The sequence below is a fragment of the Streptomyces sp. NPDC026394 genome, assembly GCF_055567735.1.
On sequence record NZ_JBVHPX010000036.1, the window covers coordinates 13,220 to 40,207 of the forward strand.

General features: G+C 73.7%; 13 protein-coding genes. 2 read left to right on the forward strand and 11 right to left on the reverse strand.

What is annotated here, in order from left to right:
* Nucleotides 1-68: 68 nt before the first annotated feature.
* The 9 genes from ACZ4QV_RS40005 to ACZ4QV_RS40045 form a co-directional block, all read right to left on the reverse strand.
* Nucleotides 69-1,400, reverse strand: a complete 1,332-nt coding sequence (locus ACZ4QV_RS40005; RefSeq protein WP_361617743.1) for an aspartate aminotransferase family protein — start codon at nucleotides 1,398-1,400, stop codon at nucleotides 69-71.
* Nucleotides 1,390-3,186 (reverse strand): fatty acyl-AMP ligase, encoded by a 1,797-nt coding sequence (locus ACZ4QV_RS40010; RefSeq protein ID WP_361591317.1) that lies wholly within the window; start codon nucleotides 3,184-3,186, stop codon nucleotides 1,390-1,392. Before ACZ4QV_RS40010 ends, ACZ4QV_RS40005 begins: the two co-directional genes overlap by 11 nt.
* Nucleotides 3,183-3,392 (reverse strand): MbtH family protein, encoded by a 210-nt coding sequence (locus ACZ4QV_RS40015; protein ID WP_361591319.1) that lies wholly within the window; start codon nucleotides 3,390-3,392, stop codon nucleotides 3,183-3,185. Before ACZ4QV_RS40015 ends, ACZ4QV_RS40010 begins: the two co-directional genes overlap by 4 nt.
* Nucleotides 3,389-4,231, reverse strand: coding sequence for a methyltransferase domain-containing protein (locus tag ACZ4QV_RS40020; protein ID WP_467764282.1), 843 nt, complete (start codon nucleotides 4,229-4,231; stop codon nucleotides 3,389-3,391). Before ACZ4QV_RS40020 ends, ACZ4QV_RS40015 begins: the two co-directional genes overlap by 4 nt.
* On the reverse strand, nucleotides 4,228-8,622 hold the full coding sequence (locus ACZ4QV_RS40025) for a non-ribosomal peptide synthetase (RefSeq protein ID WP_361617746.1): 4,395 nt from the start codon (nucleotides 8,620-8,622) through the stop codon (nucleotides 4,228-4,230). The genes ACZ4QV_RS40020 and ACZ4QV_RS40025 overlap by 4 nt, the downstream gene beginning before the upstream one ends.
* Nucleotides 8,619-11,585, reverse strand: coding sequence for a type I polyketide synthase (locus ACZ4QV_RS40030; RefSeq protein WP_467764283.1), 2,967 nt, complete (start codon nucleotides 11,583-11,585; stop codon nucleotides 8,619-8,621). The genes ACZ4QV_RS40025 and ACZ4QV_RS40030 overlap by 4 nt, the downstream gene beginning before the upstream one ends.
* Nucleotides 11,569-18,075 carry an amino acid adenylation domain-containing protein gene (locus tag ACZ4QV_RS40035; RefSeq protein ID WP_467764284.1) on the reverse strand — a complete coding sequence of 2,169 codons (6,507 nt, stop codon included), beginning with the start codon at nucleotides 18,073-18,075 and terminating at the stop codon, nucleotides 11,569-11,571. The genes ACZ4QV_RS40030 and ACZ4QV_RS40035 overlap by 17 nt, the downstream gene beginning before the upstream one ends.
* The gene (locus ACZ4QV_RS40040; protein WP_467764285.1) at nucleotides 18,072-22,415 is read right to left on the reverse strand and encodes a type I polyketide synthase; all 4,344 of its coding nucleotides are present in this window, start codon (nucleotides 22,413-22,415) and stop codon (nucleotides 18,072-18,074) included. The genes ACZ4QV_RS40035 and ACZ4QV_RS40040 overlap by 4 nt, the downstream gene beginning before the upstream one ends.
* A 168-nt stretch (nucleotides 22,416-22,583) precedes the next feature.
* Nucleotides 22,584-23,048 (reverse strand): ester cyclase, encoded by a 465-nt coding sequence (locus ACZ4QV_RS40045; protein ID WP_361160579.1) that lies wholly within the window; start codon nucleotides 23,046-23,048, stop codon nucleotides 22,584-22,586.
* Between the two features lie 1,112 nt (nucleotides 23,049-24,160).
* On the opposite strand from ACZ4QV_RS40045, the gene ACZ4QV_RS40050 reads away from it, so the two are divergent.
* Nucleotides 24,161-24,922 carry a MerR family transcriptional regulator gene (locus ACZ4QV_RS40050; protein WP_361160582.1) on the forward strand — a complete coding sequence of 254 codons (762 nt, stop codon included), beginning with the start codon at nucleotides 24,161-24,163 and terminating at the stop codon, nucleotides 24,920-24,922.
* Between the two features lie 263 nt (nucleotides 24,923-25,185).
* Entirely contained in the window at nucleotides 25,186-25,593 is a 408-nt protein-coding gene (locus ACZ4QV_RS40055) for a DUF1761 domain-containing protein (RefSeq protein WP_361591353.1), read from the forward strand.
* 8 nt (nucleotides 25,594-25,601) lie between these two features.
* Here the strand turns inward: ACZ4QV_RS40055 and ACZ4QV_RS40060 are convergent, their stop codons facing one another.
* Nucleotides 25,602-26,234, reverse strand: a complete 633-nt coding sequence (locus ACZ4QV_RS40060) for an FAD-binding oxidoreductase (RefSeq protein WP_361591331.1) — start codon at nucleotides 26,232-26,234, stop codon at nucleotides 25,602-25,604.
* A gap of 286 nt (nucleotides 26,235-26,520) precedes the next feature.
* On the reverse strand, nucleotides 26,521-26,988 hold the full coding sequence (locus ACZ4QV_RS40065) for a nuclear transport factor 2 family protein (RefSeq protein ID WP_361160591.1): 468 nt from the start codon (nucleotides 26,986-26,988) through the stop codon (nucleotides 26,521-26,523).

A 26,988-nucleotide genomic window follows, 5' to 3' on the forward strand; every position in this document is an offset into this window, starting at 1 on the left:
CCTTCGGAACGGAGGCCACTGCGGGCGGGGGACCGGCCCGGCCGCCGGGGGAACGGCCGGACCGGCGGTCATCGGGTGGCGTACGCGTCGGCGGTGTCCAGGGCGGCGTCGACGGCCTCCAGACCCCCGCGCAGCTCCTCCTCGGTGATCACCAGGGGCGGCGCGAGGTGGACGCGGTTCATCTGGCACATCGGCCAGACGCCCGCGGCGACACAGGCGGCCATCACCTCGGCCATCGGCGCGGCCTCGGCGCCGGTGGCGTTGAAGGGCACCAGCGGCTCCCGGCTCTCCCGGTCGCGGACCAGCTCGATCGCCCAGAACAGGCCGCGGCCGCGTACTTCGCCGACGCTCGGATGCCGAGCGGCCATCTTCTCCAGCGCGGGCGCCATCACCTCCCGGCCCATCCGCCGCACGTGCGCCAGCAGGTCGGTCTCCTCGAAGACCTCGATGGTGGCGATGCCCGGCGCGCAGGCCAGCGGGTGCCCGGAGTAGGTCAGGCCCCCGGGGTAGACCCGGTCCTCGAACGCCGCCGCCACCCGCTCGGAGACGATGACCCCGCCCAGCGGTACGTAGCCGGAGTTGACGCCCTTGGCGAAGGTGATCAGGTCGGGGGTGACCTGCCACGCGTCGACGGCGAACCACTCGCCGACACGCCCGAAGCCGACCATGACCTCGTCGCAGATGAGCAGGGCCCCGTAGCGGTCGCACAGCTCGCGTACGCCCTGGAGGTAGCCGTCCGGCGGGACGAGCACGCCGTTCGTGCCGACCACCGTCTCCAGGAGGACGGCGGCGACGGTGTGCGGGCCTTCCATGCGGAAGACCTCTTCGAGGTGGCCCAGCGCCCGCGCGCACTCCTGCTGTTCGTCCTGCGCGTGGAAGGCCGTGCGGTAGGCGTACGGCCCGAAGAAGTGCACGACGCCCGGCAGGCCCGGCTCGTTGGGCCAGCGGCGGGGGTCCCCGGTGAGGGTGATCGAGCCGCTGGTGGCCCCGTGGTAGGAGCGGTAGGCGGTGAGCACCTTGGACCGGCCGGTGGACAGCCTGGCCATGCGGACGGCGTGTTCGTTGGCCTCGGTGCCGCCGTTGGTGAAGAAGACCCGGTCCAGGTCGCCGGGGGCGCGCTCGGCGATCAGCCGCGCCAGTTGGTCGCGCGTGTCGTCGGAGAAGTGCGGCCCGACGGTGCACAGACGGCCGGCCTGCTCGGTGACGGCCGCCAGCAGACGCGGGTGCTGGTGCCCCAGGTTCACGTTGACCAGCTGGGACGCCAGGTCGAGGTAGCGGTTGCCGTCGTGGTCCCAGAACCAGCTTCCCTGGGCGCCGGCCACGGTCAGCGGCCGGTCGCCGCCCTGTGCGGACCAGCAGCGGAACACCTGTCCGCGGGCTTCGGAGGTGTCAGGCTCCACGGGCCTCGTCCTTTCCGTCCGGTGCGTGCTGCCCGGCGTACTGGAGCGTGCCGTCCAGGTAGCTCTGCTTGCAGGCGCGGCGCTGGATCTTCCCGCTGGTGGTCTTGAGCAGGCTGCGGCGGCGTACGAGGACCACCTCGGCCGGCAGCACCTCGTGGTGCTGTCCGACGGCGGTGGCGACCCGGGCGGCGAGGTCGTCGCCGGAGGCGGTCACGCCCGGGTTGGTCTCGACGAGCACCACGAGCTGTTCGCGTCCGTCGCGCTCGACCGGGAAGGCGGCGGCGCAGGCGGGGTGCAGCGCGGGGTGGGACTTCTCCACGGTCAGTTCGATGTCCTGCGGGTACAGGTTGCGGCCGTCGACGATGATGAGGTCCTTCCAGCGGCCGGTCGGGTACAGCTCGCCCTCGTGGACGAATCCGAGGTCGCCGGTGCGCAGGAACGTGCCGGACTCCTCGTCCGCGATGCGGGCCCGGAAGGTCTCCCGGGTCTCCGCGGGCCGCCGCCAGTAGCCCTTGGCGACGCTGCCGCCCTGCACCCAGATCTCCCCGACCTCGCCGTCCGGGCGGGCCCGGCGGGTCACGGGGTCGACGATGCGTACGGTCGTGCCGGTCTGGTGGGGGCCGTTGCAGACGACCGGCACGGCTCCGGCGGTGTCCGCGGTGACCGGCTCGGCGCGGCCCGCGGCGAGCGCGGCGCCGGAGACCCACAGGGTGCGGTAGTCCTGGTCGGCCGGGGTCGCGGAGACCTTCAGGGTGTTCTCGGCCAGCCCGTAGCCGGGGGCCAGCGCGCGGTGGGCGAACCCGGCGGGCGCGTAGGCCGCGGCGAAGCGTTCCATGCTCGGCATGCGTACCGGCTCGGCGCCGCAGACCGCCATCCGCCAGGACGACAGGTCCAGCCCGTCGACGCCCTCCGTCTCGGCCACCCGGCTGCACATGTCGTAGGCGAAGTTGGGGCCCGCCGACAGGGTGCCGCGGTGGCGGCTGATCGCCTCCAGCCAGCGGCGGGGCCGCCGGACGAACGCCTGCGGCGCCATCAGGTAGACCCGCATGCCGCGCCACAGCGGCATGACCACGCCGTACATCAGGCCCATGTCGTGGAACGTGGGCAGCCACGAGACGCCGATGTCGTCGTCGCTGACGTGCCACACCTCCTGGTTCTCGGCGGCCTGCACGCAGAAGTTGCGGTGCGAGACCATCACGCCCTTGGGGCGGCCGGTGGAGCCGGAGGTGTACTGGAGCAGGGCGGTGTGTTCGGGGTCAGGTTCCGTCTCGGTCCACCGCTCGGCGGCGCCCGGGTCGACCGTGTCCGTGGTGAGCCAGGTCAGCTCCGCCACGCCCGGGGTGCCACCGAACCGGGCGAGGACGTCGTCACGGGTCTCGGTGTCGGTGAGGACGACCGGGGACCCGGTGTCCTCGACGACCCGCAGCAGCCGTTCCACGCCCGCGGCGTTGTGCGGTACCTGGAGCGGCGCCCCGGCCGTCCCGGCGTAGAGGCAGCCGGCGAACGCCTTGACGAACTCCAGTCCCGGCGCGTGCAGGAGCACGGCGTTGCGGCCGCCGAGGCCCGCGTCGTCCAGCGCCACCGCACGGGCCCGGGCGGCCACGTCGAGCTGCTGGTACGTCAGCTCCTCGCCGATCGTCTCGCCGTTGTGCAGGAAGGTGTACGCCACCCGGTCCGGCTGCTTGCCGCTGCGTGTGCGCAGCGCCCGCACCAGGGTGTCCGGGGCGAAGTCGCGCAGCTCGTCGGTGTCCTCCCCGACGGGCAGGGCATCGGTTCCGTACGTCATGCCGGCCTCTCCATCCGGTTCCGCAGGCTCAGCGGCCGCATGTCGGTCCACACCTGGGCGATGTGCTCCAGGCACTGCTCGCGGGTGGCGTGGCGGCTCTCCTCCCGCCAGCCCGGCGGGGCCGGGCGGTCACCGGGCCACACCGAGTACTGCTCCTCGTGGTTGACGACGACCGCCCAGGCGGTCGCGGGCACGTCGCCGCTCACCGGCGCTCACCGCCCTGCTTGACGCCGCTGTAGAGGAACATCAGCAGCATGAAGGACGAGGCCGGGTCGGCCAGGAACTGCCGGACCTCCTCCTGGGTACGCTCCACCTGCTCCTCGGAGATCACGCCCTCCTTGACCATCAGGGCGGTGCGCGCCCGCACGTCGAGCTGGCCGGCGAGGGCGTCCATGCCCAGCTCGTCGCTGGTGACGGCCACGGCCTCGACGGTGATGTCGGTGAACCCGGCGGCGCGCATCATGGCGGGTACGGCGCGCCCGACGTAGCGGTTGCCGCCGCGCTGCGCCTGGTGCCGGCGCCGCATCTCCATGACGTCGGCGAGACCGGGGATGCCGGGGTGGATGCTGCCCCACAGCGCGTCGTCGGCGTCGGCCACCACGAGGCGGCCACCGGGGCGCAGCAGGCGGCCCAGTTCGGTCAGGGCCCGGGCGGGCTCGGCGATGTGCTGGAGCACGAGCCGGGCCAGCGCCAGGTCGAACCCGGCGTCCGGCAGCGGGGCTTCGGTGATGGAGCCCTGGAGCAGGTTCAGCCGCCCGCCCTCCTCGGGGGCCAGCCGGCCGCGTGCCTGCGCGAGCAGGCCCGCGTCGAGTTCGAGTCCGGTGACGGTGCCCTGCGGCAGGCTCTCCAGCAGCGCCTCGGTGATGAAGCCGGGGCCGCATCCGGCGTCGAGCACGTCCATGTCGGGGCGCAGGCCGAGCTGCTGGAGGTGGCGCAGTTCCTTGGGCCAGAAGACCAGGGCCTGGGCGCGGAGCCGCTCCAGTTCGTACTCGGGGTGGGGGTGTTCACCGGAGCTGTAGTAGGAGGACTGGGTCGCTGTGGTCATGAGTGGTTCCTCGTGGTGTCGTCGGAGAGGTGGGTGCGGACCGGGGCCGGCAGGAACCCGGTGCTGACGAAGTGATCCAGGTAGCGGTGCAGGAGTTCCGCGTCGGTGGCGGGGCACCGGAGGGCGGCGGGTTCGAGCAGCGCGGCCGTGTCGTCCTGCGCGAAGCGCAGTTCGCCGGCGGCTTCGGTGCTCGACTCCAGGACGCCCAGCAGGGGGTAGGCCGCGTTGTCCGGGTCCGCGGCGACGGCGCCTGCCCAGTCGGTGAAGGGCAGGCCGGTCAGGTCGTAGCCGAAGGTGCGGACGTGTTCGAGTACGTCGCTCAGCGGCACCGGCCGGGGGTTGACCAGGTGGTGTGCCCGGCCCAGGGCTTCCGGCGTGCGGGACAGCGCGACGATGGCGGAGCTGACGTGGTCGACCGGCACCAGGTCGGTGAGCACCCGGACGTCGCGGGGGTAGCGGCCCGCCTGCACACACCCCTTGATCACCCGCCACAGGTAGTCGTCGGTCTGGCAGGCGCCGCTGCGGCTGTCGCCGGCGACACGGCTCGGCCGGTGCACGGTCACCGGCAGCCCGGCGGCCGCGGCCTGCCACACGATCCGCTCGGCGACCCACTTGCTCTGCGTGTAGCCCTGGCGCAGCGCACCGGCGGGGCCGGGCAGGTCGGTCTCCCGGACCGGCCCGCCGTGTCCGGGCACGGCGCCGAAGACGCCGACGGTCGAGACGTGGTGCAGCGGGGCGCGCCGGGTGCGGCCGGCCAGCCGCACCAGTTCCGCGGTGCCGTCCACGTTGGCGGCCTTGAGCTGTTCGTAGGGGTAGACGAGGTTGACGCCGGCACCGCAGTGGTAGATCGCGTCCACGGTGTCCGCGAGCCGGTCGCGTTGCCGCGCGGTGAGGCCCAGGCCCGGGGCGGCGAGGTCGCCGGCGAGCGGCACGACCCGGCTGTCCTGTCCCGGGTCGTCGAGGCCGTAGCGCAGGGCCGCCTCCGTCAGCCGCTGCCGGGCCCGGGCGTCGTCGTCGGCGCGTACCAGGCAGTGGACGGCGGCGTCCGTGGTGCGCAGCAGTTCGCGCAGGAGGAACGCGCCGAGGAATCCGGTGGCGCCGGTGAGCAGGATGTGGGTGGGCTTGGCGAGCAGGTGGGGCGCCGGGGCGGTGAAGCCGGCCAGGCCGGAGGGGAGTACGGCGTCCGCGGCCAGGTCCCGGGCCGCGGGCGCGGCGCCGCGCTGCTCCTGCGCGGCCCGGACGGCCGCGGCGATGCCCGCGGCCGTGGGCACCTCGAACAGGGCGCGCAGCGGCAGTTCGGTGCCCAGTTCGGCCCGGAGCCGGAAGACCAGCCGGGTGGCCAGCAGGGAGTGCCCGCCCAGCTCGAAGAAGTTGTCCGACCTGCCCACCCGGTCCAGTCCGAGCACCGCGGCGCAGGCGGCGGCCACGGCCCGCTCCACCGCGTCCCGCGGCTCCTCGTACGTGGTGGCCACGGCCGGGCGGACGCTGTCGGCGGCGGGCAGCGCGGCACGGTCCACCTTGCCGTTGACGGTCAGCGGCAGGGCGTCCAGCACCAGCACCCGCCACGGCACCATGTAGCCGGGCAGCCGCTCCGCCAGCAGGGCCCGCAGCTCGTCTTCGGACACCGGGCCGGCACCGCAGGTGACGTACGCGGTCAGCCGCACGTCGCCGCCCGGATCGGGCCGGGGCACCACGACCGCGGAGTCGACGGCGGGGTGGTCGAGCAACTGCGCCTCGATCTCGCCCGCTTCGACGCGGTAGCCGCGTACCTTGATCTGGTGGTCGGAGCGGCCCAGGTACTCGATCTCGCCGTCGGCGGTGATCCGCGCCAGGTCGCCGCTGCGGTACAGCCGCGCGCCGGGCGTGCGGCCGAACGGGTCCGGTACGAACCGGTCGGCGGTCAGGGCGGGCGCGCCGAAGTAGCACCTGGCCAGCCCGGGGCCGCCCACGTACAGCTCGCCCGTGGTGCCGGTGGGCACCGGCTGGCACCGCCCGTCCAGGACGTACAGGTCGAGGTCGGGCATGGGGCGCCCGATCGGGCTGCGCCGCGCCGTGGTGACGTCGGCCGACGTCATCTCCCGGAGGGTGACGTGGACGGTGGTCTCGGTGATCCCGTACATGTTGACCAGGCGCGGGGTGCGGTCGCCGTGCCGGGCGAACCAGCCCTTCAGGGTGCCCGGTTCCAGCGCCTCCCCGGCGAAGATGACCAGGCGCAGAGCCAGTTCGGCCGGGTCGTGCGGGGCGTCGGCGGCCGAGAAGTGCACGAAGGCCGACGGGGTCTGGTTGAGGACGGTGACGCCTTCGGCGCGCACCAGCTCCCGGTACGCCTCGGCGTCGCGGGCGACGGCGTCCGGCACGACGACCAGCCGGCCGCCGTGCAGCAGCGCTCCCCACAGCTCCCACACGGACACGTCGAACGCGTAGGAGTGGAACAGCGGCCACACGTCGTGGTGGTCGAAGCGGTAGCGGGAGCGGGTCGCAGCGAAGAGCCGCAGCACGTTGGCGTGGGTGATCTGGACACCCTTGGGGGTGCCGGTCGACCCGGAGGTGTAGATCACGTACGCGGCGTTGTCCGGGCCGGTGGGAGCGGGCGCGGGCGCGGGCGTGGGGCGGGTGGCGGGCCGGTCGGTGCCGTCGAGCACCAGCAGGTGTCCGTCGTACTCCGGCAGCCGCCCGCGCAGCCGTTCGTGGACGACGAGGACGGGCGGCCGGGCGTCGCCGAGGATGCGGGCCACGCGGGGGCCGGGGTAGGCCGGGTCCATGGGGACGTACGCGGCTCCCGCCTTGAGCACGGCGAGGATGCTGATGACGGTGTCGAAGCCGCGGTCCAGGTAGAGGCCGACCAGGCTCTCGGCGCTGATCCCCAACGCACGGAGACGGGAGGCGAGTTCGTTCGCCGCCGTGTCGAGTTCCGCGTAACTGAGGTGACGGTCTCCGCAGGTGACGGCGGCGGCGTCGGGGCGGCGGCGGACCTGCTCCTCGAAGCCCTGGTGCAGGCTGCCGCCGACCGGGAAGTCCTCGCCGCCCCGGCCCAGCGCCAGCAGCCGCTCCGCCTCCCCGGCTTCGAGGAGCGGGAGCCGCGAGACCGGGGTGCCGGGGTCGGCCACCGCGCCCCGCAGCAGCGTCTCGTACTGTTCCAGCAGCCGGACGGCCGTGGCCTCGTCGAAGAGCGAGGTGTCGTACTCCAGGGTCACGGTCAGGCCCTGCGGCAGCCGGCTGACCGACATCAGCAGGTCGAAAGCGGCGGTGCCGTTGTGCACCTGGAGCGGCTCGACCGTCAGCCCCGGCAGGCGGAGCCCTTCCAGCGGGGCATTTTGCAGGACGAACAGGGTCTGGAAGACGGGTGCCCGGTTGCCGTTCCGGTCGGGGGCCAGTTCCTCGACGATCTTCTCGAAGGGCACGCCCTGGTGCGCGTAGGCACCCAGTGCCTTCTTGCGCACCCGGCGCAGCAGTACGTCGAAGCCCGGGTCGCCGGACAGGTCGACGCGCACCGCCATGGTGTTGACGAAGAAGCCGATCAGGTCGTCCAGGTCCTCGCTGGTACGGCCCGCGACGGGGCTGCCGACGACGACGGAGGACTGGCCGCTCCAACGGCTGAGCAGGGCGGCGTAACCGCCCAGCAGCACCATGTACGGCGTCACGCCCTGGGCGCGGGCCAGTTCCGCGAGCGCCTGGGCGTCGTCGTGGGGCAGGACCCGGCTGACGGTCGCGCCCCGGTAGGCAGGCGTTTCCGGGCGGGTGCGGTCGGTGGGCAGTTCCAGCACGGGCAATGGGCCGGACAGCTCGTCCCGCCAGTGGGCCAGGTCGTCGGCCATCTCGCCGGATGTGAACGCCGCACGCTGGCGTGCAGCGAAGTCGGCGTAACTCAGGGGGAGTTCGGGCAGCTCGGCCTCCTGGCCGGCGATGCCGGCGGCGTAGCGGGCGCCCAGCTCCCTCATCAGGACACCGACCGACCAGCCGTCGAAGGCGATGTGGTGCACCGTGACGGCGAGCAGGTGCTCGTCCTCGCCCACCCGCGCCAGTGCGGCCCGTATCAGGGGAGCCCGGTCCAGGGGGATGGGCGTCCGTGCCTGCCGGCGCAGCCAGTCGTGGGCCGCCGCCTCGGTGCCGGCGGTGTCACCGGTACGCAGGTCGGTGACCGGGACGGGCAGCGGCCCGGGGTCCTCGACGCGCTGGACCGGGACACCGTCCACGACGGTGACCGACGAGCGCAGCACGCCGTGCCGCCGCACGAGGCCGCGCAGCGCCTCGGTCAGGGCGGCCGTGTCCAGCCGGCCGGTGAGCCGTACGGCCAGCGGGATGTTCTGCAGCGCGGTGCCGGGGGTGAGCTGTTCCAGGAACCAGGCCCGCTCCTGGGAGAAGGAGAGAGGGCCGGCGGGGGACGGTGTCATCGCTTCTCCGTGTGGTCCGTCGAGGCGTGGTCGATGGCGCCGCCGTGGGCCGTGACGAGCTTGGCCATCCGCTCCAGGGACGGCTCGTCGAACAGCTCGTCCAGGGGCAGCCGGACGCCGAGGGCGCGGTGGATGCGCGAGGCGAGGCGGGTGGCGAGGAGGGAGTCGCCGCCGAGGACGAAGAAGTCGTCCCCGGGCGCGACGTCCTCGACGCCGAGCAGTTCGCTCCACAGCTGCCGGGTCCGGACGAGAACGGGGTCCTCCCGCGGGGCGTCGGCGTCCCGCGCCGGGGCGCTCGTCGCGGCCTGCCCAGGGGCCGTCGCGGTGTCCTTCGCCGGGTGGTCGTCCCCGGGAGCGTCGATCCAGTGCGTGCGGCGCTGGAAGGGGTAGGTGGGGAGCGGGACGGTGAGCCGCTCCTCAGGGGCGGAGAACGCCGCCCAGTCCACCTCCACGCCGTGTTCCCACAGCCGCGCCACGGCGTTCAGCAGCGTGCGCTCGTCCGGCCCGGCCTGCCGCTGCCCGCGCACGGTGGCGACCGCCGCCGTGCCGGGCCCGGTCACCTGGGCCGCGAACCGGCCCAGCGCCCGGCCGGGACCGACCTCCAGCAGCACCGGCCGTCCGCCGTCGGCGAGCGTCCGCAGCCCGTCGGCGCAGCGCACCGGGCGGCGCGCCTGCTCGGCCCAGTAGGCGGGATCGGTCGCCTGCGCCCCGGTGATCCAGGTGCCGGTCACCCCGGACACGAAGGGCAGCCGGGGAGCGTTGCGCGGCACCTCGGCGACGAGCGCCGCGAACGGGTCGAGCATCGGGTCGAGCGAGGGGGAGTGGAAGGCGTGCGAGGTCTCCAGCAGCCGGGTGGGCACGCCGCGCCGGGCCAGTTCGCCGGCCGCCTCCGCCACTTCCTCCGGCGTGCCGGACAGCACACACTGGCCCGGGGCGTTGACCGCCGCCAGCACCAGACCGGGCCGCTCCAGAGCGCGGGCCTCGTCCTCCGGCAGTTGCACCGCCAGCATGTCGCCCGGCGCCATCCGGGCCATCAGCCGGCCGCGCGCCGCCACCAGCCGCAGGGCGTCGGGCAGGGCGAAGACACCGGACAGGGTGGCCGCCACCCACTCGCCGAGACTGTGCCCGAGCATCCCGGCCGGCTCCACGCCGAGCGCCTGCACCGTACGGGCCAGCGCGTACTCGACCGCGAACAGCACCGGCTGCGCCAGCCCGGTGGAGGTCAGCGGGTCGGGCCCGTCCTCCGGCGCGGGCCGCGCCAGCAGCTCCCGCAGGTCACGCCCGATCTCCGGGCGCAGCAGCCGGGCGCACCGCTCGATCTCCGTGGCGAAGACCGGCTCGGTCTCCAGCAGACCGGCGGTCATGCCGCTGTACTGGCTGCCCTGCCCCGGGAAGAGGAAGGCGACCCGCGCCGTGTCGGCGGCCTGCCGCCCGGACGCTTCGGCCAGGGCCTCCGCCGCCCCGGGACCGGTCGTGTGGACGACGGCCGTCCGGTGCGCGAAATGCCGGCGGCCCCGCTGGAGCGTGTGGGCGACATCGGGCAGCGCGCCCCAGCCCCCGTCGCGCAGCCCCGCCACCAGCCGCTCCCTGGCCTGCTCCAGCGCCTCGGGAGTGCGGGCGGACAGCGGGACGATCTGGTGCGCGCGCACCCTGCGGGTGCCGTCCTCGGTACGGGCCGGGGGCTCCTCCAGGACGACGTGGACGTTGGTGCCGCCCACCCCGAAGGAACTGACGCCGGCCCGGCGCGGCGCGTCCCGCCGCGGCCAGGGCTGCGGGGCGCTGTTGACGGTGAACGGGCTGTCGGCCGCGGTCATCGGGTTGCGGGCCCGGTAGTGCACGGTGGGCGGCACCTGGCCGGTGCGGACCGCGAGCACCGCCTTGATCAGGCCGAGCACGCCGGAAGCCGCGTTGAGGTGGCCGAGGTTGGACTTCACCGACCCCACGTACACCGACGCCCCGGCGGCCCCGGCGGCGCGGAACACCTCGCCCAGCGCGGCCAGTTCGATGGGGTCGCCGACCGCCGTCCCGGTGCCGTGGGCCTCGACGAAGCCGACGGTGGCCGCGCTGATCCCGGCGGCCCGGTACGCCTCGGCGATCACCTCGGCCTGCCCGTCGACGCTCGGCGCCGCGTAGCCGACCCGGCGCGCCCCGTCGTTGTTGACCGCGGCGCCGAGGATGACGGCGTGCACCGTGTCCCCGTCCGCGAGCGCGTCCTCCAGCCGCTTGAGGGCCACGACACCGACACCGCTGCCGAACACCGTGCCGCCGGCGTCCGCGTCGAACGGCCGGCAGTGCCCGTCGGGCGACTGGATGCCGCCTTCCTCGTAGACGTAACCCCACTCCTGCGGGAGCTTCAGGGCCGCCCCGCCGGCCAGCGCCATGTCGCACTGGTAGTCCAGCAGCGACTGGCACGCCTGGGCGACCGCCACCAGCGAGGTGGAGCAGGCGGTCTGCACGGACAGCGCCGGGCCGGTCAGTCCGAGCCGGTATGCCGTACGGGTCGCCAGGTAGTCCTTGTCGTTGCCGTGCAGCAGCGCGGCCGGGTACTCCCGCAGGAGGTCCGCACGCCGGTAGTGCGGCAGTACGTTGAGGACGAGGTAGGTGTTGACGCCGCAGCCGCCCCAGACACCTACCCGGCCGTCGTAGCGGGCCGGGTCGCAGCCGGCGTGTTCCAGCGCCGTCCAGCAGTGTTCGAGGAACAGCCGGTGCTGCGGGTCGGTCAGCTCCGCCTCGCGCGGGGTCATCCCGAAGAACTCCGCGTCGAAGTCGCCGGGGCCGTCCAGGGGGGCCGCGGCGGGGACGTAGCCCTCGGGCTCGTCGCCGGTGACCGGGAGCCGGACCACCGACTCCCGCCCGGCCAGCAGGTTCTGCCACAGCCGCTCGGTGTCGTCGGCGCCGGGGACCCGGCAGGCCAGTCCGACCACCGCGATCCGGTCGAGGCCGTCGTCAGGCGTGGTGTCCACCGGTGTGCTCCTCTCTGAGCCGGCGCCTGCGCCGGGCCCGCCGGTCGTTCCTGAGTGCCGCGTCGGCCGCCGCGCGCTGTGCCGCCGCCGCGTCGTCCGGCGCCGGGTCACCGAGGGCCCGGGCGAGGGCGGCGACAGTGGGGTAGCGGAAGAGTTCGACGACGCTGAGCGTGCGGCCCAGCTCGCGTTCGATGAGTGCTTGCAGGCGGACGACGAGCAGGGAGTGGCCCCCGAGGTCGAAGAAGTTGTCCTCGCGGCCCACCTGCGGGGTGCGCAGCAGGTCACGCCACAGTTCGGTCAGCCGGTGCTCCAGGTCGGAGGCGGGCGCGGCGTCCGGTGTGCTGCCCGCCGTGTCCCGGTCGGCCGGCAGCCGGCGCAGGGCCCGCTCGTCCACCTTTCCGTTCGGGGTCAGCGGGAAGGCGGCGACGACGGTGACGGCCGCGGGGACGAGGTGGGCCGGGAGCCGTTCGGCGGCGTGGGCGCGCAGGGCGCGGGCCGCCGGGTCCTCGTCGCCGACGGCCGTGACGTAGCCGCGCAGCACGGTTTCCCCCGCGGCGTCGGTGTCCGCCAGGACCCGCGCGTCGGCGACGGCCGGGTGGGCGCGCAGCACGGTCTCGGTCTCGGCCGGGTCCACGCGGTGGCCGCGCACCTTGACCTGCCGGTCGGCACGGCCCGCGAAGGCCACCGTGCCGTCCGGCCGCAGCCGGCCGAGGTCGCCGGTGCGGTAGAGGCGTTCACCGGGGCCGGTGTGCCGGCCGGTGGTGAAGCTGCGCGCGGTGGCCTCCCGGTCGTTCAGGTAGCCGTCGGCGAGGTGGGCGCTGCGTACGGCGATCTCGCCCAGCTCGCCGACGGCGGCGGGCTCGTCGCCGCGCAGCACCAGCAGCCGGCTGCCGTCGATGCCGCGGCCCAGCGGCTGGCTGCCCACCGGGTCGTCACCGACGACGTGCCAGGCGTGGGCCTGCGGGGTCTCGGTGGCGCCGTAGAAGTTGACGACCGTGACGCCGGGGGCGAGCCGCCGGATCACCTGGACCTCGTGGGCGCCCAGGACGTCGCCGCCGAAGAAGGCGTAGCGCAGCGACGGCAGGGAGCCCTTCGGCAGGACGGACAGGAAACGGGCGGTCGGCGGGGTCAGGTGCAGGACGGTCACTTCGTTGGCGGCCAGCCAGGCGGCGAGCGCCTCCGGCGCGGCCAGGTCCCCGGGGCCGGGCACGTGGACCGGGGCCCCGACGGCCAGCGGCACGAACAGGTCGCGGAGCAGGGGGTCGTGGCTCAGCCCGGAGGTGAGCGCGAACCGGTCCCTGGCCCCGATGCCGAAGGTGGTGGTGTACCAGTCCACGAAGTGCGCCAGCGGCCCGTGCGGGCCCACGACCGTCTTGGGGACGCCGGTGGACCCCGAGGTGAAGGCGAGGTAGGCGGTGTCCTCCGGCCGGGCGGGGGCGCCGGTGTGCCGGGTCACCGGCCCGGCCGGTCCGGAGACCGTCCCGTCCGCGCCGATCCGGCACGTGATCCCGGTGTGTACCCCGAGCGCGGCGGGCCCGTCCGCGGCGTCACCGACCTCGATCCAGGCGCGGGCCGCCACCGCTTCGGCGTTCGCCGTGCGACGGGCGGCGGGGTGCTCCCGGTCGAGGACCGCGAAGGCGGCCCCGGCCCGCAGCACACCCAGCAGCGCCACCACGAGCCCCGCGCAACGCGCGCTGTGCACCGCCACCCGGTCGCCGGGCCCGACGCCGGCGGCCCGCAGCAGGCCGGCGACCGTGGCCGACGCGTCCTTCAGGGCCGCGTAGTCGAGCCGCCCGGCGGGGTGGAGCAGCGCGGCGGCTTCCGGGCGGCGGCGTGCCGCCGCGGTGAACTTCTCGTGCACCGCGCCCGTCCAGGGCAGTGACGGCAACGCCGCGGGAGTGTCGTCGGCCGGTGCGGTTCCGTACGTGAGCGTGTCGACCGGCCGGTCCGGGTCGTCCCCGGCCGCCACCAGCAGACCGTGGAGCTGGTCGAGCAGCGCCTGCGCGGTCTCGGGCGCGAAGAGGTCGGCGGAGTAGACCAGTTCGAGGTCGATACGGTCCTCGCGGGGCTTGGCGTACAGGGTCAGGTCGAACTTGGACGTGGTGTCCCGCGCCTCGACGAGCCGGGTGGACACACCCGGCATGCCGATCTCGAACGCGTCCAGGTTGTGCATGTTGAACATGACCTGGAACACCGGGGTGCGCGACATGTCGCGCTGCGGGGCCAGCCGTTCCACCAGCTCCTCGAACGGCACGTCCTGGTAGGCGTCGGCGTCCAGTGCCGTACGCCGCACCCGGCCGAGGAGGTCCGTGAAGGTGGGGCTGCCGGAGGTGTCGCCGCGGATGACGACGGTGTTGACGAAGAGCCCGACGGTGTCCTCGACCTCACGCCGGACCCGCCCGGCGACGGGCATGCCCACCAGCACGTCGTGCTGTCCCGACCAGCGGGAGAGCACCGACTGGAACGCGCTGAGCAGCACCATCGACGGGCTGGCGGCGTGGCGTGCGGCCAGCTCGTGGATCTTCCCGGTCAGCGCCGCGTCGAGGGGCCGCGCGGTCCGGCCGGCGGTCCGGCCGGACAGTTCGCCGCGCGGGAAGTCCGTGGGCAGCTCCAGCGCGGGCGGGCTGCCGGCCAGCCGCTCCTGCCAGTGCGCCAGGGACCGTTCCCCTTCCGCCGTACGGTGCCGGGCACGCTGCCAGGCGGCGAAGTCGGCGTACTGCACGCCCGGCTCCGGCAGCGGCGACGGCCTGCCCTCGTGGAACGCCGCGTACAGCTCGGCCAGTTCGCGCAGCATGACGCGCAGCGACCAACCGTCGGACGCGATGTGGTGCAGCGCCAGCAGAAGGACGTGACGGCGCGCACCGAGCCGCACCAGTTCCGCCCGCATGGGGGCGGCGGCCAGGTCGAACGGCCGGGCGGCGAAGGCCGCGGCGCGCTCGGCGAGCAGGCCGGGGGCGTCGAGCGTGGCCGCCGGCAGCACCTCGGCCGGGACCGGGGCCACCACCTGGCGCGGCTCACCGTCGACGGTGGTGTACACCGTGCGCAGCGCCTCGTGCCTGCGCACCACCTCGGTGAGGGCGGCGCGCAGTGCCGGTACGTCCAGCTCGCCGTCCAGGTGGAGTTCGCCCGCCACGTGATAGGCGGGGTTGCCCGGTTGGAGCTGTTCGAGGAACCACAGCCGGCGCTGGGCGAAGGAGAGCTCCGTCCCGCGCGGATCGCGCGCCACCGGCTCGATGGGCCCGGCCGACGTCCCGTCCCGCTCCGCACGGTGCTGCTCCACCCGCTCGGCCAGCGCCTCGACGGTGCGGGCGTCGAAGACGTCGCGGAGCGGGAGTTCGACCCCCAGCGTGTCGCGCAGCCGGGTCACCACCCGGGTCGCGAGCAGCGAGTGCCCGCCCAGTTCGAAGAAGTTGTCCCGGACGCCGATCCGCTCGACGCCCAGCACCTCGCGCCAGACGGCGGCGACGCTCAGCTCCAGCGGCGTGCGGGGCTCGCCGCCGGCCAGGTCCTCCCGGGCCCGTTCCAGGTCGGGCTCGGGGAGCCTGGCCCGGTCCAGCTTTCCGTTCGGGTTGAGGGGGAAGTGGTCCAGGACGACGAGGAAGGCGGGGACCAGGGCGGCCGGCAGCCGCTCGGCGAGGTGGGCGCGCAAGGCCGCGGCGTCCACCGGCCCGGAAACCGGTTCGCGCAGGGTCGCGTAGCCGACGAGATGGAGGTCCCCGGTCCGGGACGGACGGGCCAGGACCACGGCGCGGCGCACGTCCGGGTGGGCGGCCAGGACCGTTTCGATCTCGCTCGGCTCGATGCGCACACCGCGGATCTTGACCTGGTGGTCGGTGCGGCCGAGGTAGTGCAGGACACCGCGTTCATCCCAGCGAACGCGGTCGCCGGAGCGGTAGAGCCGGCCGCCCGGCTGGGTGCCGAACGGGTCGGGGACGAAGCGGTCGGCGGTGATGTCGGGACGGCTCTGGTAGCCGCGCCCGACGCCGAGGCCGCCGATGTACAGCTCGCCGACCGCGCCGACCGGCACCGGCTGCATCGCGGCGTCGAGGACGTGGAGTTCGGTGCCGGGCACGGTGCGGCCGATCGGCGGGGTGCTGCCGTCGGCGGTCAGCGGCGCCATGGTGGTGCAGAAGACCGAGATCTCGGTGGGCCCGTAGGCGTTGACCATGCGCCGGCCGTCGCGGGCCCAGCGCTCGACCAGTGCGGCCGAGCAGGGCTCGCTGGCCGAGGTCACCTCGGTGACGGAGGGCAGCTCGGCGGGGTCGAGGGTGGCCAGGACACCCGCGGTCAGGTTGAGCGTGGTGATCCGGTCCCGGGCCACCAGGTCGATCAGCGGGGGCCCGGGGCGCAGTTCCTCACGTGAGGCCACGTGCAGCGAGCCGCCGGTGGTCAGGGCGAGCATCCACTCCCAGGTGAAGTAGTCGAAGCTGATCGACGCGAACTGGAGCACCCGCCGGCCGGGCCGGGGCGGCAGCGCCTCGCGGTGGACGAGGTCGAGGTTGACCAGCCCCTGGTGGGTGATCATGGCGCCCTTGGGGCGGCCGGTGGTGCCGGAGGTGTAGATCACGTAGGCGAGGTCGTCCGGCGCGGGGGCCGGGCCGGTGAGCCGCCCGCCCGGCGCCGGGCGCAGCTCGTCCAGGAACAGGACCGGTACGCCGGCGGGCGGGAGCTGCCCGGCGTGGCGGCGCAGGGTGAGCAGCAGGGCCGCCCGGCAGTTCTCCAGCATGTACGTGAGCCGGTCGTGCGGATAGGCCGGGTCGAGCGGCACGTACGCGCCGCCCGCCATCAGCACCGCCAGCATGCCGACGACCAGTTCCAGCGACCCTTCGGCACTGAGACCGACGCGTACGTCCGGCCCGACACCCCGGGCCTGCAACTCCGCCGCGAGGTCCGTCGCCCGCTCGACGAGCTCACGGTAGGTGAGACGGGCGTCGCCGTGCACGACGGCGAGGGCGTCCGGGGTGCGTGCGGCCTGTTCCCGTACGAGGTCGTGGGCGCAGCGCCCGGTGCTGCGGGCGCCGTCCGCCAGGCGGTTCCATTCCCGCAGGAGCCGCCGGTCGGCCTCCGGGACGGCGTCCAGCAGGGCGTGATCGCGGTCCGGGGCGGCCAGACACTGGGCGGTGAGGGCGGCGAAGGAGTCCGCCAGCCGCCGTACCGTGCCACGGTCGAAGAGGTCGGTGGCGTACCGCAGTGAGCAGCACAGCTCACCGCCGACCTCTTCGACGAACAGCGACAGGTCGTGCTCCGTGCCCTGTACGGCGAGAGGGTAGGGCCGCAGCGTGAGGTCGCCCAGCCGCAGGGAGGCGTCGGTGAATCCGGTGCCGAAGAGCGAAAGGCCGCTCTGCGCGGACCACGCCGCCGACTCGTAGTAGAAGGCCACGTTGAACAGCGGGGAGCCGCCGGACCGGCGCAGGCCGGCCAGCCGCTCGGCCAGCAGCGGGAAGGGGTGGTCCTGGTGCTCCAGCGCGCCGAGCGCGGTCTCCCGCACCGCGTCGACCAGCTCGCCGAAGCTCTGCCGCGGGCTGATGCGTGTACGCAGCACGGTGAGGTTGGAGAAGTACCCCAGGACCTCCTGGAACGCGGCACGGCTGCGCCCCGAGGACACCGACCCCACACAGATGTCGTCCTGCCCCGTCCAGCGGTGCATCAGTACGTTGAAGGCCGACAGGAGCACGACGTACGGGGTGGTGCGGTGCTCCTTCGCCAGCGCGGTGACCTGCTCGGTCACCGCGGAGTCCAGGCGGAAGGTGTGCACGGACCCCAGGTGGCCGGGTACGGCCGGGCGGGGACGGTCGGTCGGCAGGTCCAGTACCGGGACGGCGCCGTCGAGCTGCTCCTCCCAGTACGCCGCGTCGGCGGCGGCCCGGTCCCCTTCGAGCATCTCGGACTGCCAGCGTACGTAGTCGAGGTAGCCCTGGCCGGGATGTACGGGCTCGCCCTTGCGGCCCTCGGCCGCGGCCGGGTAGCAGCGCTGGAGGTCGTCCATGAACAGCCCGAAGGACCACAGGTCCATCGCGATGTGATGGGCCGACAGCAGCAGGAGCGGCCCGTCCGCGTGGCGGATCGTCCGTACGCGCAGGAGCGGGCCCTCGGACAGGTCGAAGGGCAGAGTGCAGAACTCCGTGACCGCGGCGTCGACCTCCTCGGCGGTCCGGCCTGTCAGGTCCGCCTCGGTGAACTCCAGCGTGCCGTGCCGGGCGATCCGCTGCCGCACCTCACCCTCGTACTCCGCCAGCGTGGTCCGCAGTCCCGCGTGGTGGTCGATGATCTGCTGAAGGGCGGTACGCAGCGCACCGGTGTCCAGCGGGCCCTCGACCCGCGCGGCGAAGCTGAGGTTGTAGGCAGGGCTGCCCGGGTGGATCCGGTCGAAGGTCCACAGAGCCCGCTGGCCCTGGGACACGGGCTGCGGCTCGGCTGAGCGGCGGGCCCGGTCGCGCAGCAGCGCACGCAGGGCCTCGCGGCGCTGGTCCTGTGAGAGCTCAGTCGTCATGACTGTTCCGCTGCCTGCGGCGCGAGCCGCTGGAGCAGCGAATCCACCTCCTCCTCGGGCAGGTCGTCCAGTTCGGCCAGGAGCCGTTCGATGTCCGCGGGGTCTTCCAGCTCCGCGTGGCGGGGAGTTCCGGCGCCGTCCGCCGGGCCCTGGGAGCCGTCGGCGAGCGACGCGGCCAGTTCGGCGGCGATGTCCGCCGTGGTGGCTCCGCGCAGGAACCGCACGACGGGGACCTCGATGCCCAGCGCCGCCTCCAGCCTGCGATGCAGCTCCAGGCTCATGATCGAGTCGAGCCCGAGGGCGTTCATGGGCGCCGCGGGGTCGATCGAGGCGGCAGGCATGCGCAGCACCCGGGCGGTCTCCTTGCGCAGGTAGTCGGTCAGCAGGCCGGGCCGCTCCGCGGGGCTCGCGGCCAGCAGCTCGCCGATCGGGGCGTCGGCGACGGCCAGCAGGGCCTCGTCCTGGTGGAGCAGTGCCGCCGCCGCAGCCGACTCGGCGTCACCCAGCGGGGTCAGGGTGATGCGCCCGATCCCGCCCAGTACCCACCCCTCGGCGTCGAGGAGCTGCACGCGGAGCGCCAACTCCTCGGGCACGTCGTCGGCTTGGCCGTCCAGGACCGTGACACGGGCCCATGAGGGCACCGCCTGGTCCGTGGCGCCGGGGTCCGTGGCGCCGGGGGCCGTGGCCTTAGGGCCCGTGGCCTTGGGGACGGAGACGCCGGCCAACCGGGCGGGCACCCGGGCGGCCGCTCCCTGGTCCGCCAGGTGTGCGGCCAGCACCGCGGCCAGCACCGCCGAGTCCAGCATCGCGCGCCGGTTCCACGCGGCGGCGGCGCGCAGTCGTACCAGCGCCCCCTCGGGCCCGTGCTGCACCTCCTCGGCCCGCTCGGGTTCGGGAAGGCTCCAGCCGGCCGCGACGAGGCCCGCGCGGAGCGCTTCGCCGTGCGTCCGCTCCGGGAGACGGCCGAGCAGCGCGGCGACGTCCACCGGCTCCTGCGGCGCCGGGTGCCCTTCGGCGAGGGTCGCCTCGGCGTACGGCAACCACTTCCCCTCGCCCTCCCCGCGGGTGTGCAGGGTGAGGCGCCCCCCGGCCCCGTCCGGTGTCAGCGCGAGCTGAGTCGCGGCATCCTGCGCCACCCGTACGGCCCTCGGGTCCGGCCGTACGTCGACCGTGAACCGCCGCTCGGGGAACAGCTCTTCGGCCGCGTCGAGGGCCGCGGCCGCCAGGCTGTCCGGCAGGTGCAGCGGAACCCCCGCAAGGCCGTAACGGCCCGCCTGGCAGGCGGGAAGCTGAGGAGTGTGGGGAGCCAGCGCGCCGTCCCAGTAGTGCGCGTCCCCCGCCGCCGCGCTGAACCGGCGGCCCAGCAGCCCGGCGGGCGCGGGGGAGACCACCCGGGACATCCGCGCCGCGAGACGCGCCCGGTCCCCGAACCGCTGTCTGTTCCACTGCCGCACCGGGAGCCGGAGCACGCCGGCCGAGGCGGGGTTGACGGCGGCGAAGTCGAGTTCGGCGCCCGCCTCGTACAGCGTGGCCGCGGTGTGCAGGAGCGCGGTACGGGCCGGCTCACCGCGTCGCAAGGTGGGAGCCACCACGACGTCGGCGCCCGCTGCCGCGGCCGTTTCCAGGATGGCGGGCGTGAGCGTGGGATGCGCGCCGATCTCGACGAACGTCCGGCAGCCCGCGTCGGTCACGTGGCGTACGGCCTGCGCGAACCGTACGGGCTCCCGCAGATTGCGGGCCCAGTAGGCGGCGCCCAGAGCGCTCCCGTCGACGGGGCCTCCGGTGACGGTGGAGACCAGGGTGGAGGCGACGTCCTGCGGTGCCAGGTCCCCCACCTCGGCGGCGAGCCGGTCGTGCAGCGGCTCGACGAAGCGGCTGTGGAACGCGGTGGTGCCCGGCAGGACACGGGCGAAGACACCGTCGGCCGCCGCCTGCCGCACCAGCCGCTCCACCGCCGGGCCGTCGCCCGCGACCAGGGTGGAGCGCGGGGCGTTCCACGCCGCCGTGTCGACCGCGCCGCCCGCCGCCGCGATCCTGGCGCCCACCTCGTCGGCGGGCAGCCCGAGCAGCGCCGTACTGCCGGTGCCCGTCGCCCCGCGCATCACCTCACCGCGGGTGACGGCGAGGAACAGCGCCTCCTCGGTACTCAGCGCGCCGGCCGCGGCCGCCGCCGAGACCTCACCGAGGCTGTGGCCGACGTGGTACTCCGGGGCGATGCCCCAGCTCTCCAGGAGCCGGGCCACCGCCAGTTGGACGGAGACCAGGACCGGCTGGAGCACGGCCGGATCGTCGTACCCGGCGGCCGCCTCCTCGTCGGCGGCGAGCCGCTCCAGCAGCGACCGTCCGGTCAGCTTCTCCAGGATGTCGTCGCACTCGCCGAGCACCGCGGCCGCCACCGGCTCGTCGCGCAGCAGCTCGCGGCCCATGCCCGGCCACTGGTTGCCCTGTCCGGAGAAGACGAAGGCGGTCGGGCCGGGGCCGCCCGGGGGCACCGGCCGGTCCGGCGGCTCCGCCGCGACGCCGGCCAGCAGGTCCCCGGCCTCCCGGGCACCGCCCGCCACCAGGGCCCGGCGGAAGCGGTGATGGGTACGCCGGGTACCGGCCGTATAGGCCAGCGCACCCGTGCGCGAGCGATCGGACGCCAGCAACTCCCGGTAGGCGCCAGCCTGTTGCGCGGCCCCGGCCGGGTCGGTGCCCGAGACAGGCAGCAGCGTGGCGCCCGTCCGGCCCGTCTCCGTGTCGTCCCCGTCGTACGCCGTGGCGGTGGCGGGCGGCTCACCGAGCACGATGTGCGCGTTGGTACCGCCGAAGCCGAAGGAACTCACCCCGGCGACGGCCTCGTCCTGGCCCCCGGGCCAGGCCAGCGCCCTGTCCGGCACGCGCAGTCCGAGGCCGGCGAAGTCGATCCCGGGGTTGGGCGTCCGGTAGCCGGCGGTCGGCGGGATCGTCCGGTGGCGGACGCACAGGGCCGCCTTCACCAGCCCGGTGATGCCCGCGGCCGCCTCCAGGTGACCGAGGTTGCTCTTGACCGAGCCCACGTACAGGGGCTCCCCGGACTCCCGTGCACCGCCCAGCGCCCGGCCGATCGCCCGCGCCTCGACGGGATCGCCCAGCGGGGTGCCGGTGCCGTGCGCCTCGATGTAGCCGACGGCGCCGGGCGCCACACCGGCCCGGCGGTAGGCCGCGGCGAGCAGGCGCTCCTGCGCCGTGCCGCTGGGTGCGGTCAGGCCGTTGCTGTGCCCGTCCTGGTTGACCGCCGTGCTCTTGACGACCGCGTACACGGGGTCGCCGTCCGCGAGGGCGCGCGTCAGCGGTTTGAGGACGACCACGGCGCAGCCCTCGCCCCGGCCGTACCCGTCGGCGGCGGCGTCGAAGGTCTTGCACCGACCGTCGGGCGAGAGGAACCCGGCGCGCGCGAAGGCGTCATTGACCGCCCCGTCGAGGATGACGTTCACCCCCGCCGCCAGCGCCAGTTCCGATTCGCCCTCCCACAGGCTGCGGCAGGCGAGGTGGACGGCCACCAGCGACGACGAACAGGCGGTGTCCACCGCCAGACTCGGGCCGGTGAAGTGGAAGGCGTACGAGAGCCGGTTGGCGGCGATGCTCAGCGCGCTGCCGGTACCGATGTGCAGATCGGCGTCCGGGGTGCCGAAGTGCAGCCGCCCGTGGTCGTAACCGGAGATGCCGACGAAGACGCCGGTGGCACTGCCGGCGAGCGCCGCGGGGACCTGGCCCGCGTCCTCAAGGGCCTCCCAGGCCGTTTCGAGCAGCAGCCGCTGCTGCGGGTCCATGGTGGCGGCCTCACGCGGGGAGATCGCGAAGAAGGCCGCGTCGAAGGAGTCCACGTCGTCGAGGAAGGAGCCTTCGAGCCGGGCCCGCGCCCCTTCGCAGGTGTGCAGCTCCAGCCCGTCGGCGGTCGTCCGGCCGTCCAGCAGCAGCTCCCACAACTGCTCGGGCGTCGAGGCGCCGGGGAGGCGGCAGCCGATACCGACGATGGCCACCGGCTCCCGGTCCGCCGACGGGACGCTCCCCGACGGCTCCTGCCGCTCGCCGGGCCGGCCGTGGCCGAGGACCCGGTCCACGACTCCCGCCAGGGTGGGCGCCTCCCAGAACACGCTGGGCGGCACGGGGCGGCCGGACCACTCCGCGAGCGCCTCGCTCAAGGCGACCGCGTGCAACGAGGTGAGCCCCAGGGAGGAGAGGGCCGCGTCGGGGCCGACCGACGCGGCCGGGACGTCCAGCAGTTCGCCCGCCCGCCGCAGGAGACGGCCGGTCAGGTCGCTCGCCGAGAGCGGCCCGGAGGGTACGGGGGCATGACGGTCCGTAGGTCTGGCACACATGGATGCTCCGTCGGACAGGGTCCGGTCTGGTTGGGTCACGAAGGGGTCCGGAGCCACGTCCGTGGCTCCGGCCGGCGGCCGCGCGCACTACCTGCGGTACGGCCTGGTGCCGCCGCCCGCCCCGGCCGGGTTCCGGGCGTCAGACGGGCACGGGTGCCGCGGCAGCGGTCACGCGCCGAGGATGGCGGCGAGCTCCTTCTCGTCCCACTCGCTCTGCGCGGCGATGATCCGGCCGTCCTTGAACCGGGCCCAGTTGGGGTAGCTGAAGGTGAACCGCCGGCCGGTGGGCGGGAAGCCCATCAGCGTGCCGGTGTGGATCCCCCCGACGGTCCACCGCATGCGCAGGACGTCGCCGTCCCACCGCATCTCGGTGCAGGTGTAGCGGAGTTCGGCGACCTTCGACCGCAGCTCGACCATGAAGTCGCGGGCCGCTTCGATGTCGTCGCCCTGGGTCTCCATCTCCAGCGCCGACTCGTCCGTCTCGCCACGGAAGTCGGGGTGCAGGATCTCGGTCAGCAGGTCGTCCCGGTGGCCGTTCAGGACCTCGTCCTGGTAGCGGATAATCAAAGCTTCAAGGGATTTCTTGTCCGCGTTCGTGCTCATATCCATGTTTGCGTTCGTGTTCGTGTTCATGGAAAGTTTCACCTTTCGTGGCCGGCTACCGCCGAGCGGTTTGAATTCCGGGCAGCACGGCGTACCATGAAGGGCGGCGTGCGACGCCGAAAAGAAATCCAGGCAACGGTGAAGGCACGGCAGGGCAACCTGCGCGATCCGCGTCGACCTGCGAAAGGCCGACCGCACGCGCGGGTCTGAAAGATTCCGTAGCTGCCCGGATGAAAGGTAGCGACAAGCCGGCCCTACTGCGGGCCCGGCGTCACAAAGAGAAGCGGCTCAACTCACCGCGGGAACAGGGGCGGCGCTGCTGGGCGCCCTTCTGGAAGTACCCCCGGCACTCCTCGCCCCCCGGCACGAGAAATCACTTTTTACCCCCAATTATGCAGCCCGATACGGACTGCCACCCGTGAAGTTGCTTTTCAGCCTAACAGTGAACCGGCGACGCGAAAGTGGTCGGTTCTCTTCTTTGCGAATGCTTGGTAATCCCGTGATATGCCGTCCGGCGGTGGAGTGCGTGGGTGAGCACCTCCGGTAGCGGGTGGAATGGTGAATGGCCCATTCCTCCACGAGACGAGGCCGCGCCTCGTGGAGCCCCCGACCCCCGGTTCGCCGGTCGACTGTACTGCTGCGGAACATTGTACGAGTCTCGTACAGCAACCTCAAGCCTTCCGCGCACAGCCGCCACCCGCCTCCCCGGACCCCACGAACAAGCCCCGGCCCAACAGGCACCGGGCGCGGCGGGCAGCGGACCGGCCGGCAAGCGGGTGGCCGAATTTTTTCCGTTGCGGGAGGGGGCGGCTCGTGCAGGCGACGGGGACGTACGGCCCGCTGTCCTCGCTCCCGTGCTCGGCTGCACGACAGCACCCGTCCGACAGGGCCGTCGCACGGAGCTCGCCGTGGCGCTGGGCGGGCACTGGGCGGCGTACCTGGATCCGCACCCGCTGCGCCAGCTCCGCCAGCCGGAACTGCATGACCTCGCGTGGGTTCGGCACGAGGCGGGGGTCCAGGCGGCCGTCGATCGGCACGCAAGAAGCCGAGAGCCCGGGCTTGAAGCTGCCGCAGCGGAAACCCCTACCGTTCTGAGCAGGGCAGGAAACCTGCCCGGTGAAGCGCGTGGGAGGGAGGCGGCGATGGCCTGGCCGATCGCGGAGGTCGCCCGGATGTCGGGGGTGACGGCCCGGACGCTACGGCACTACGACGAGATCGGCCTGCTGTCGCCGGCCCGGGTCGGGGCCAACGGCCACCGCTACTACGAGGAGCGCCAACTGCTGCGGCTGCAGCAGGTTCTCGTACTGCGGGAGCTGGGCCTGGGACTGCCGGAGATCGGCCGGATCCTGGCCGCGCAGGTCGACGAGCTGGGGGCCCTACGGAGCCACCACCGTCGGCTGCTCGCCGAGCGCGACCGGCTGGACGCCCTGGCCGGCACCGTCGCCCGCACGATCGCCGAACTGGAACAGTCCAGGAAGGACGGCACAGACATGATCAGCATCAGCCGACCGGAGAACCTGTTCGAGGGCATCCGGTCCGCCCAGTGCATGAGGGCCCTGCACGATTTCCCGGAACTGGCCGGGGCCGTCGAGCGGCATGCCGCGGCGTTGAGCGAGGCCGAGCGCGAGGCCGACGAGCGCGAGCGCACGGCGCAGCTGATCCGGCTGGCCGACCTGCTGTCCGCCGGCCTGCCCGCTGACGCCGACGCGGTGCAGGCCGAGACCGACACCCAGTACCGGACGCTGGCCCGCATCCGGGCAGCCACCGCCGAGGAGTACCGCGCGATCGGGCGTACCTGCGTGGAGAACGAACACTGGCACGCGGTGTACGAGTCGATCGCACCAGGCTTGGCCACGTACCAGCGAGCCGCCATGGAGGCGTACGCCGCAACGCGACTGCGCTGACCCGGGACCGGGCCGCCGCCACGGGGGTGCGACGGCCCTACCGGACTCGACATGCGCCCTTCCGCGCCTCGGACCGGCGGGGATCGGTCTTTCGTTGCCTTCCTCGTGGTGTCGCGTTACGGGGCCGCTCCTCCCCAGCCGCTACTGTCACTGCGAACTGACACTCGCCCTCGCCATGAAGAGATGTGCTTGACCCGCCATGTGCTGGGCCGACACGCTCCGCGGGCGACGGTACTTCCAAGGTGAGAGGGGCCCGCATGGAGATGAGTGTCAGCCGGCCGGCTGTCCTGGTGGCGACTGCGGTCGGGATGGCCATCGCCGGAGTCTGGTACGGCAAGGCTTTCGTCGGCGTCTGGAGAGAGCTGACGGGAGTGACTGAGGAGGATTCCAAGAGAGTCGGCAAGTCTCCGTTCGTGGTCCTCCTGGCATCGATTCTCCTCACGGCGCTGGTGCTCGCCGGCAGTCTCTCCCTGGCGACGGGCTTCTTCGAGAGCGACTCCCTTTGGATCGCTTCGGCCGTCGGCTTCGTGGTCTGGCTGGGGTTCTCGCTGACGACCTTGGCGCAGCACAACGCGTTCGAGCAGAAGCCCCTGCGGCTCACTGTGCTCAACAGCGCCTACCAACTGGTGCTGTTCTTGGGCATGGCCCTCGCCGTCGGGTTGCTCCAGTAGCGCCGCGTTCAGTGCACCGCACGGACCCTGCGGCCACCGCCGTACCGGGGTGCTCCGATGGTGGGCGCGCTTCCGGTGGCCGGTCTGTCGGCCTCCGCCGCACGTGCTGCCACCGGCCTCCGCGTCGGGGCGCCGACCGCGGACGGCAGGGGCAGGCCGCTGCCGCGCAGGGCGTCGTGCAGGTCGACGGTCTGCGTGCCGGCGCCGACCCGTACGAGCCCGTCCTCGACGAGGACGTGGTGGATCCCGGAGACGTCGATCACCATGCCGGTGCCGGTCGAGAACCCCGCCAGGCTGTGCCCACCGCCGCGCACGTGCACCTCAAGACCGTGGCGGCGGGCGAAGCCGACCGCCTGCCGCACATCGTCCTCGCTCGCGCAGTAGATGCGTGACGTCAGAGCGCCATTGTCGGGCGGGAGGTCGGGGAATGACGGGCGGGTCTGGTAGTGGAGGCCAGGTTTGAAGTCGGACCAGTGGAAGTCGCTGTCTGCGCGCAGGTGTTCGGCGTGCGGCCAGGCGTCGGCGGCCAGAGCGAACAGGCCGGTGAAGCAGGTCAGTTCGGCCTGGGGGCGCCGCCCGGAAAGGCACCTGGCGGAAGACCGTAGCGACGCCGGGGCCTTGGCCCAAGGTGAACTGCGCATCCTTCCAGCAGCTCTGGCAGGCCAACGTTGTCGGCCCCGTTGACCATGGCTGACCTACCGGCAACGATGCCCGCCGGGCCGGCCCGCCCGGCGCCATACGCCCGCCCACCCGCCGCGACGCCACCCCGGACCGAACCAGAGCAGCGGGCGATCGACGCCAGCGCCCCTCGGCGAACCGGGATCGCACACAGGAACTGGTGAACTCTGGCTTACGAGCGGCGCCCCGCCCAACACACAGCCCGGGTTAGCCGGTTGCGGCCACTGCGCGCCGTGGCAGGCCGGCGGTTCAGACCTGCTGGTTGTCGGGGCTGACCGGCTCATGGACGGTTCGGGGTACCTCTTGCGGAGCTTCGCCGAAGAGCATGCGGTGTCCGCGGGCCGTGTCCGTGTACTCGCGGACCCGGTGGATCAACCCGTCCCGGAGTTCGAAGACGAAGCAGTAGTCGTTGCTGTATCGGTGTCCGTCGGCGAGCGTCGCCGTCATGGTGAACTCCGCCACCCCCCGTTCGTCATCGGCGTGCAGCCCCAGGACGGCGACGGTGACGTCACGCCCGAAGACGCGGGGGAAGTCCTCGGCGAAGAAGCGCGCGATGGCATTCCTGCCGACCATGTGGTGGGTCGCCCCGAGCGCGACGGCGGTGGCGTTCCCCGGGGGCGACAGCCACTCGGCGTCCTCGGTGAGGACCGCGGAGATCCGGTCGTGGTCATTGCTGGCCAACGCCTGGAAGGCGTTGCGGATGATGATGTCGCTCAT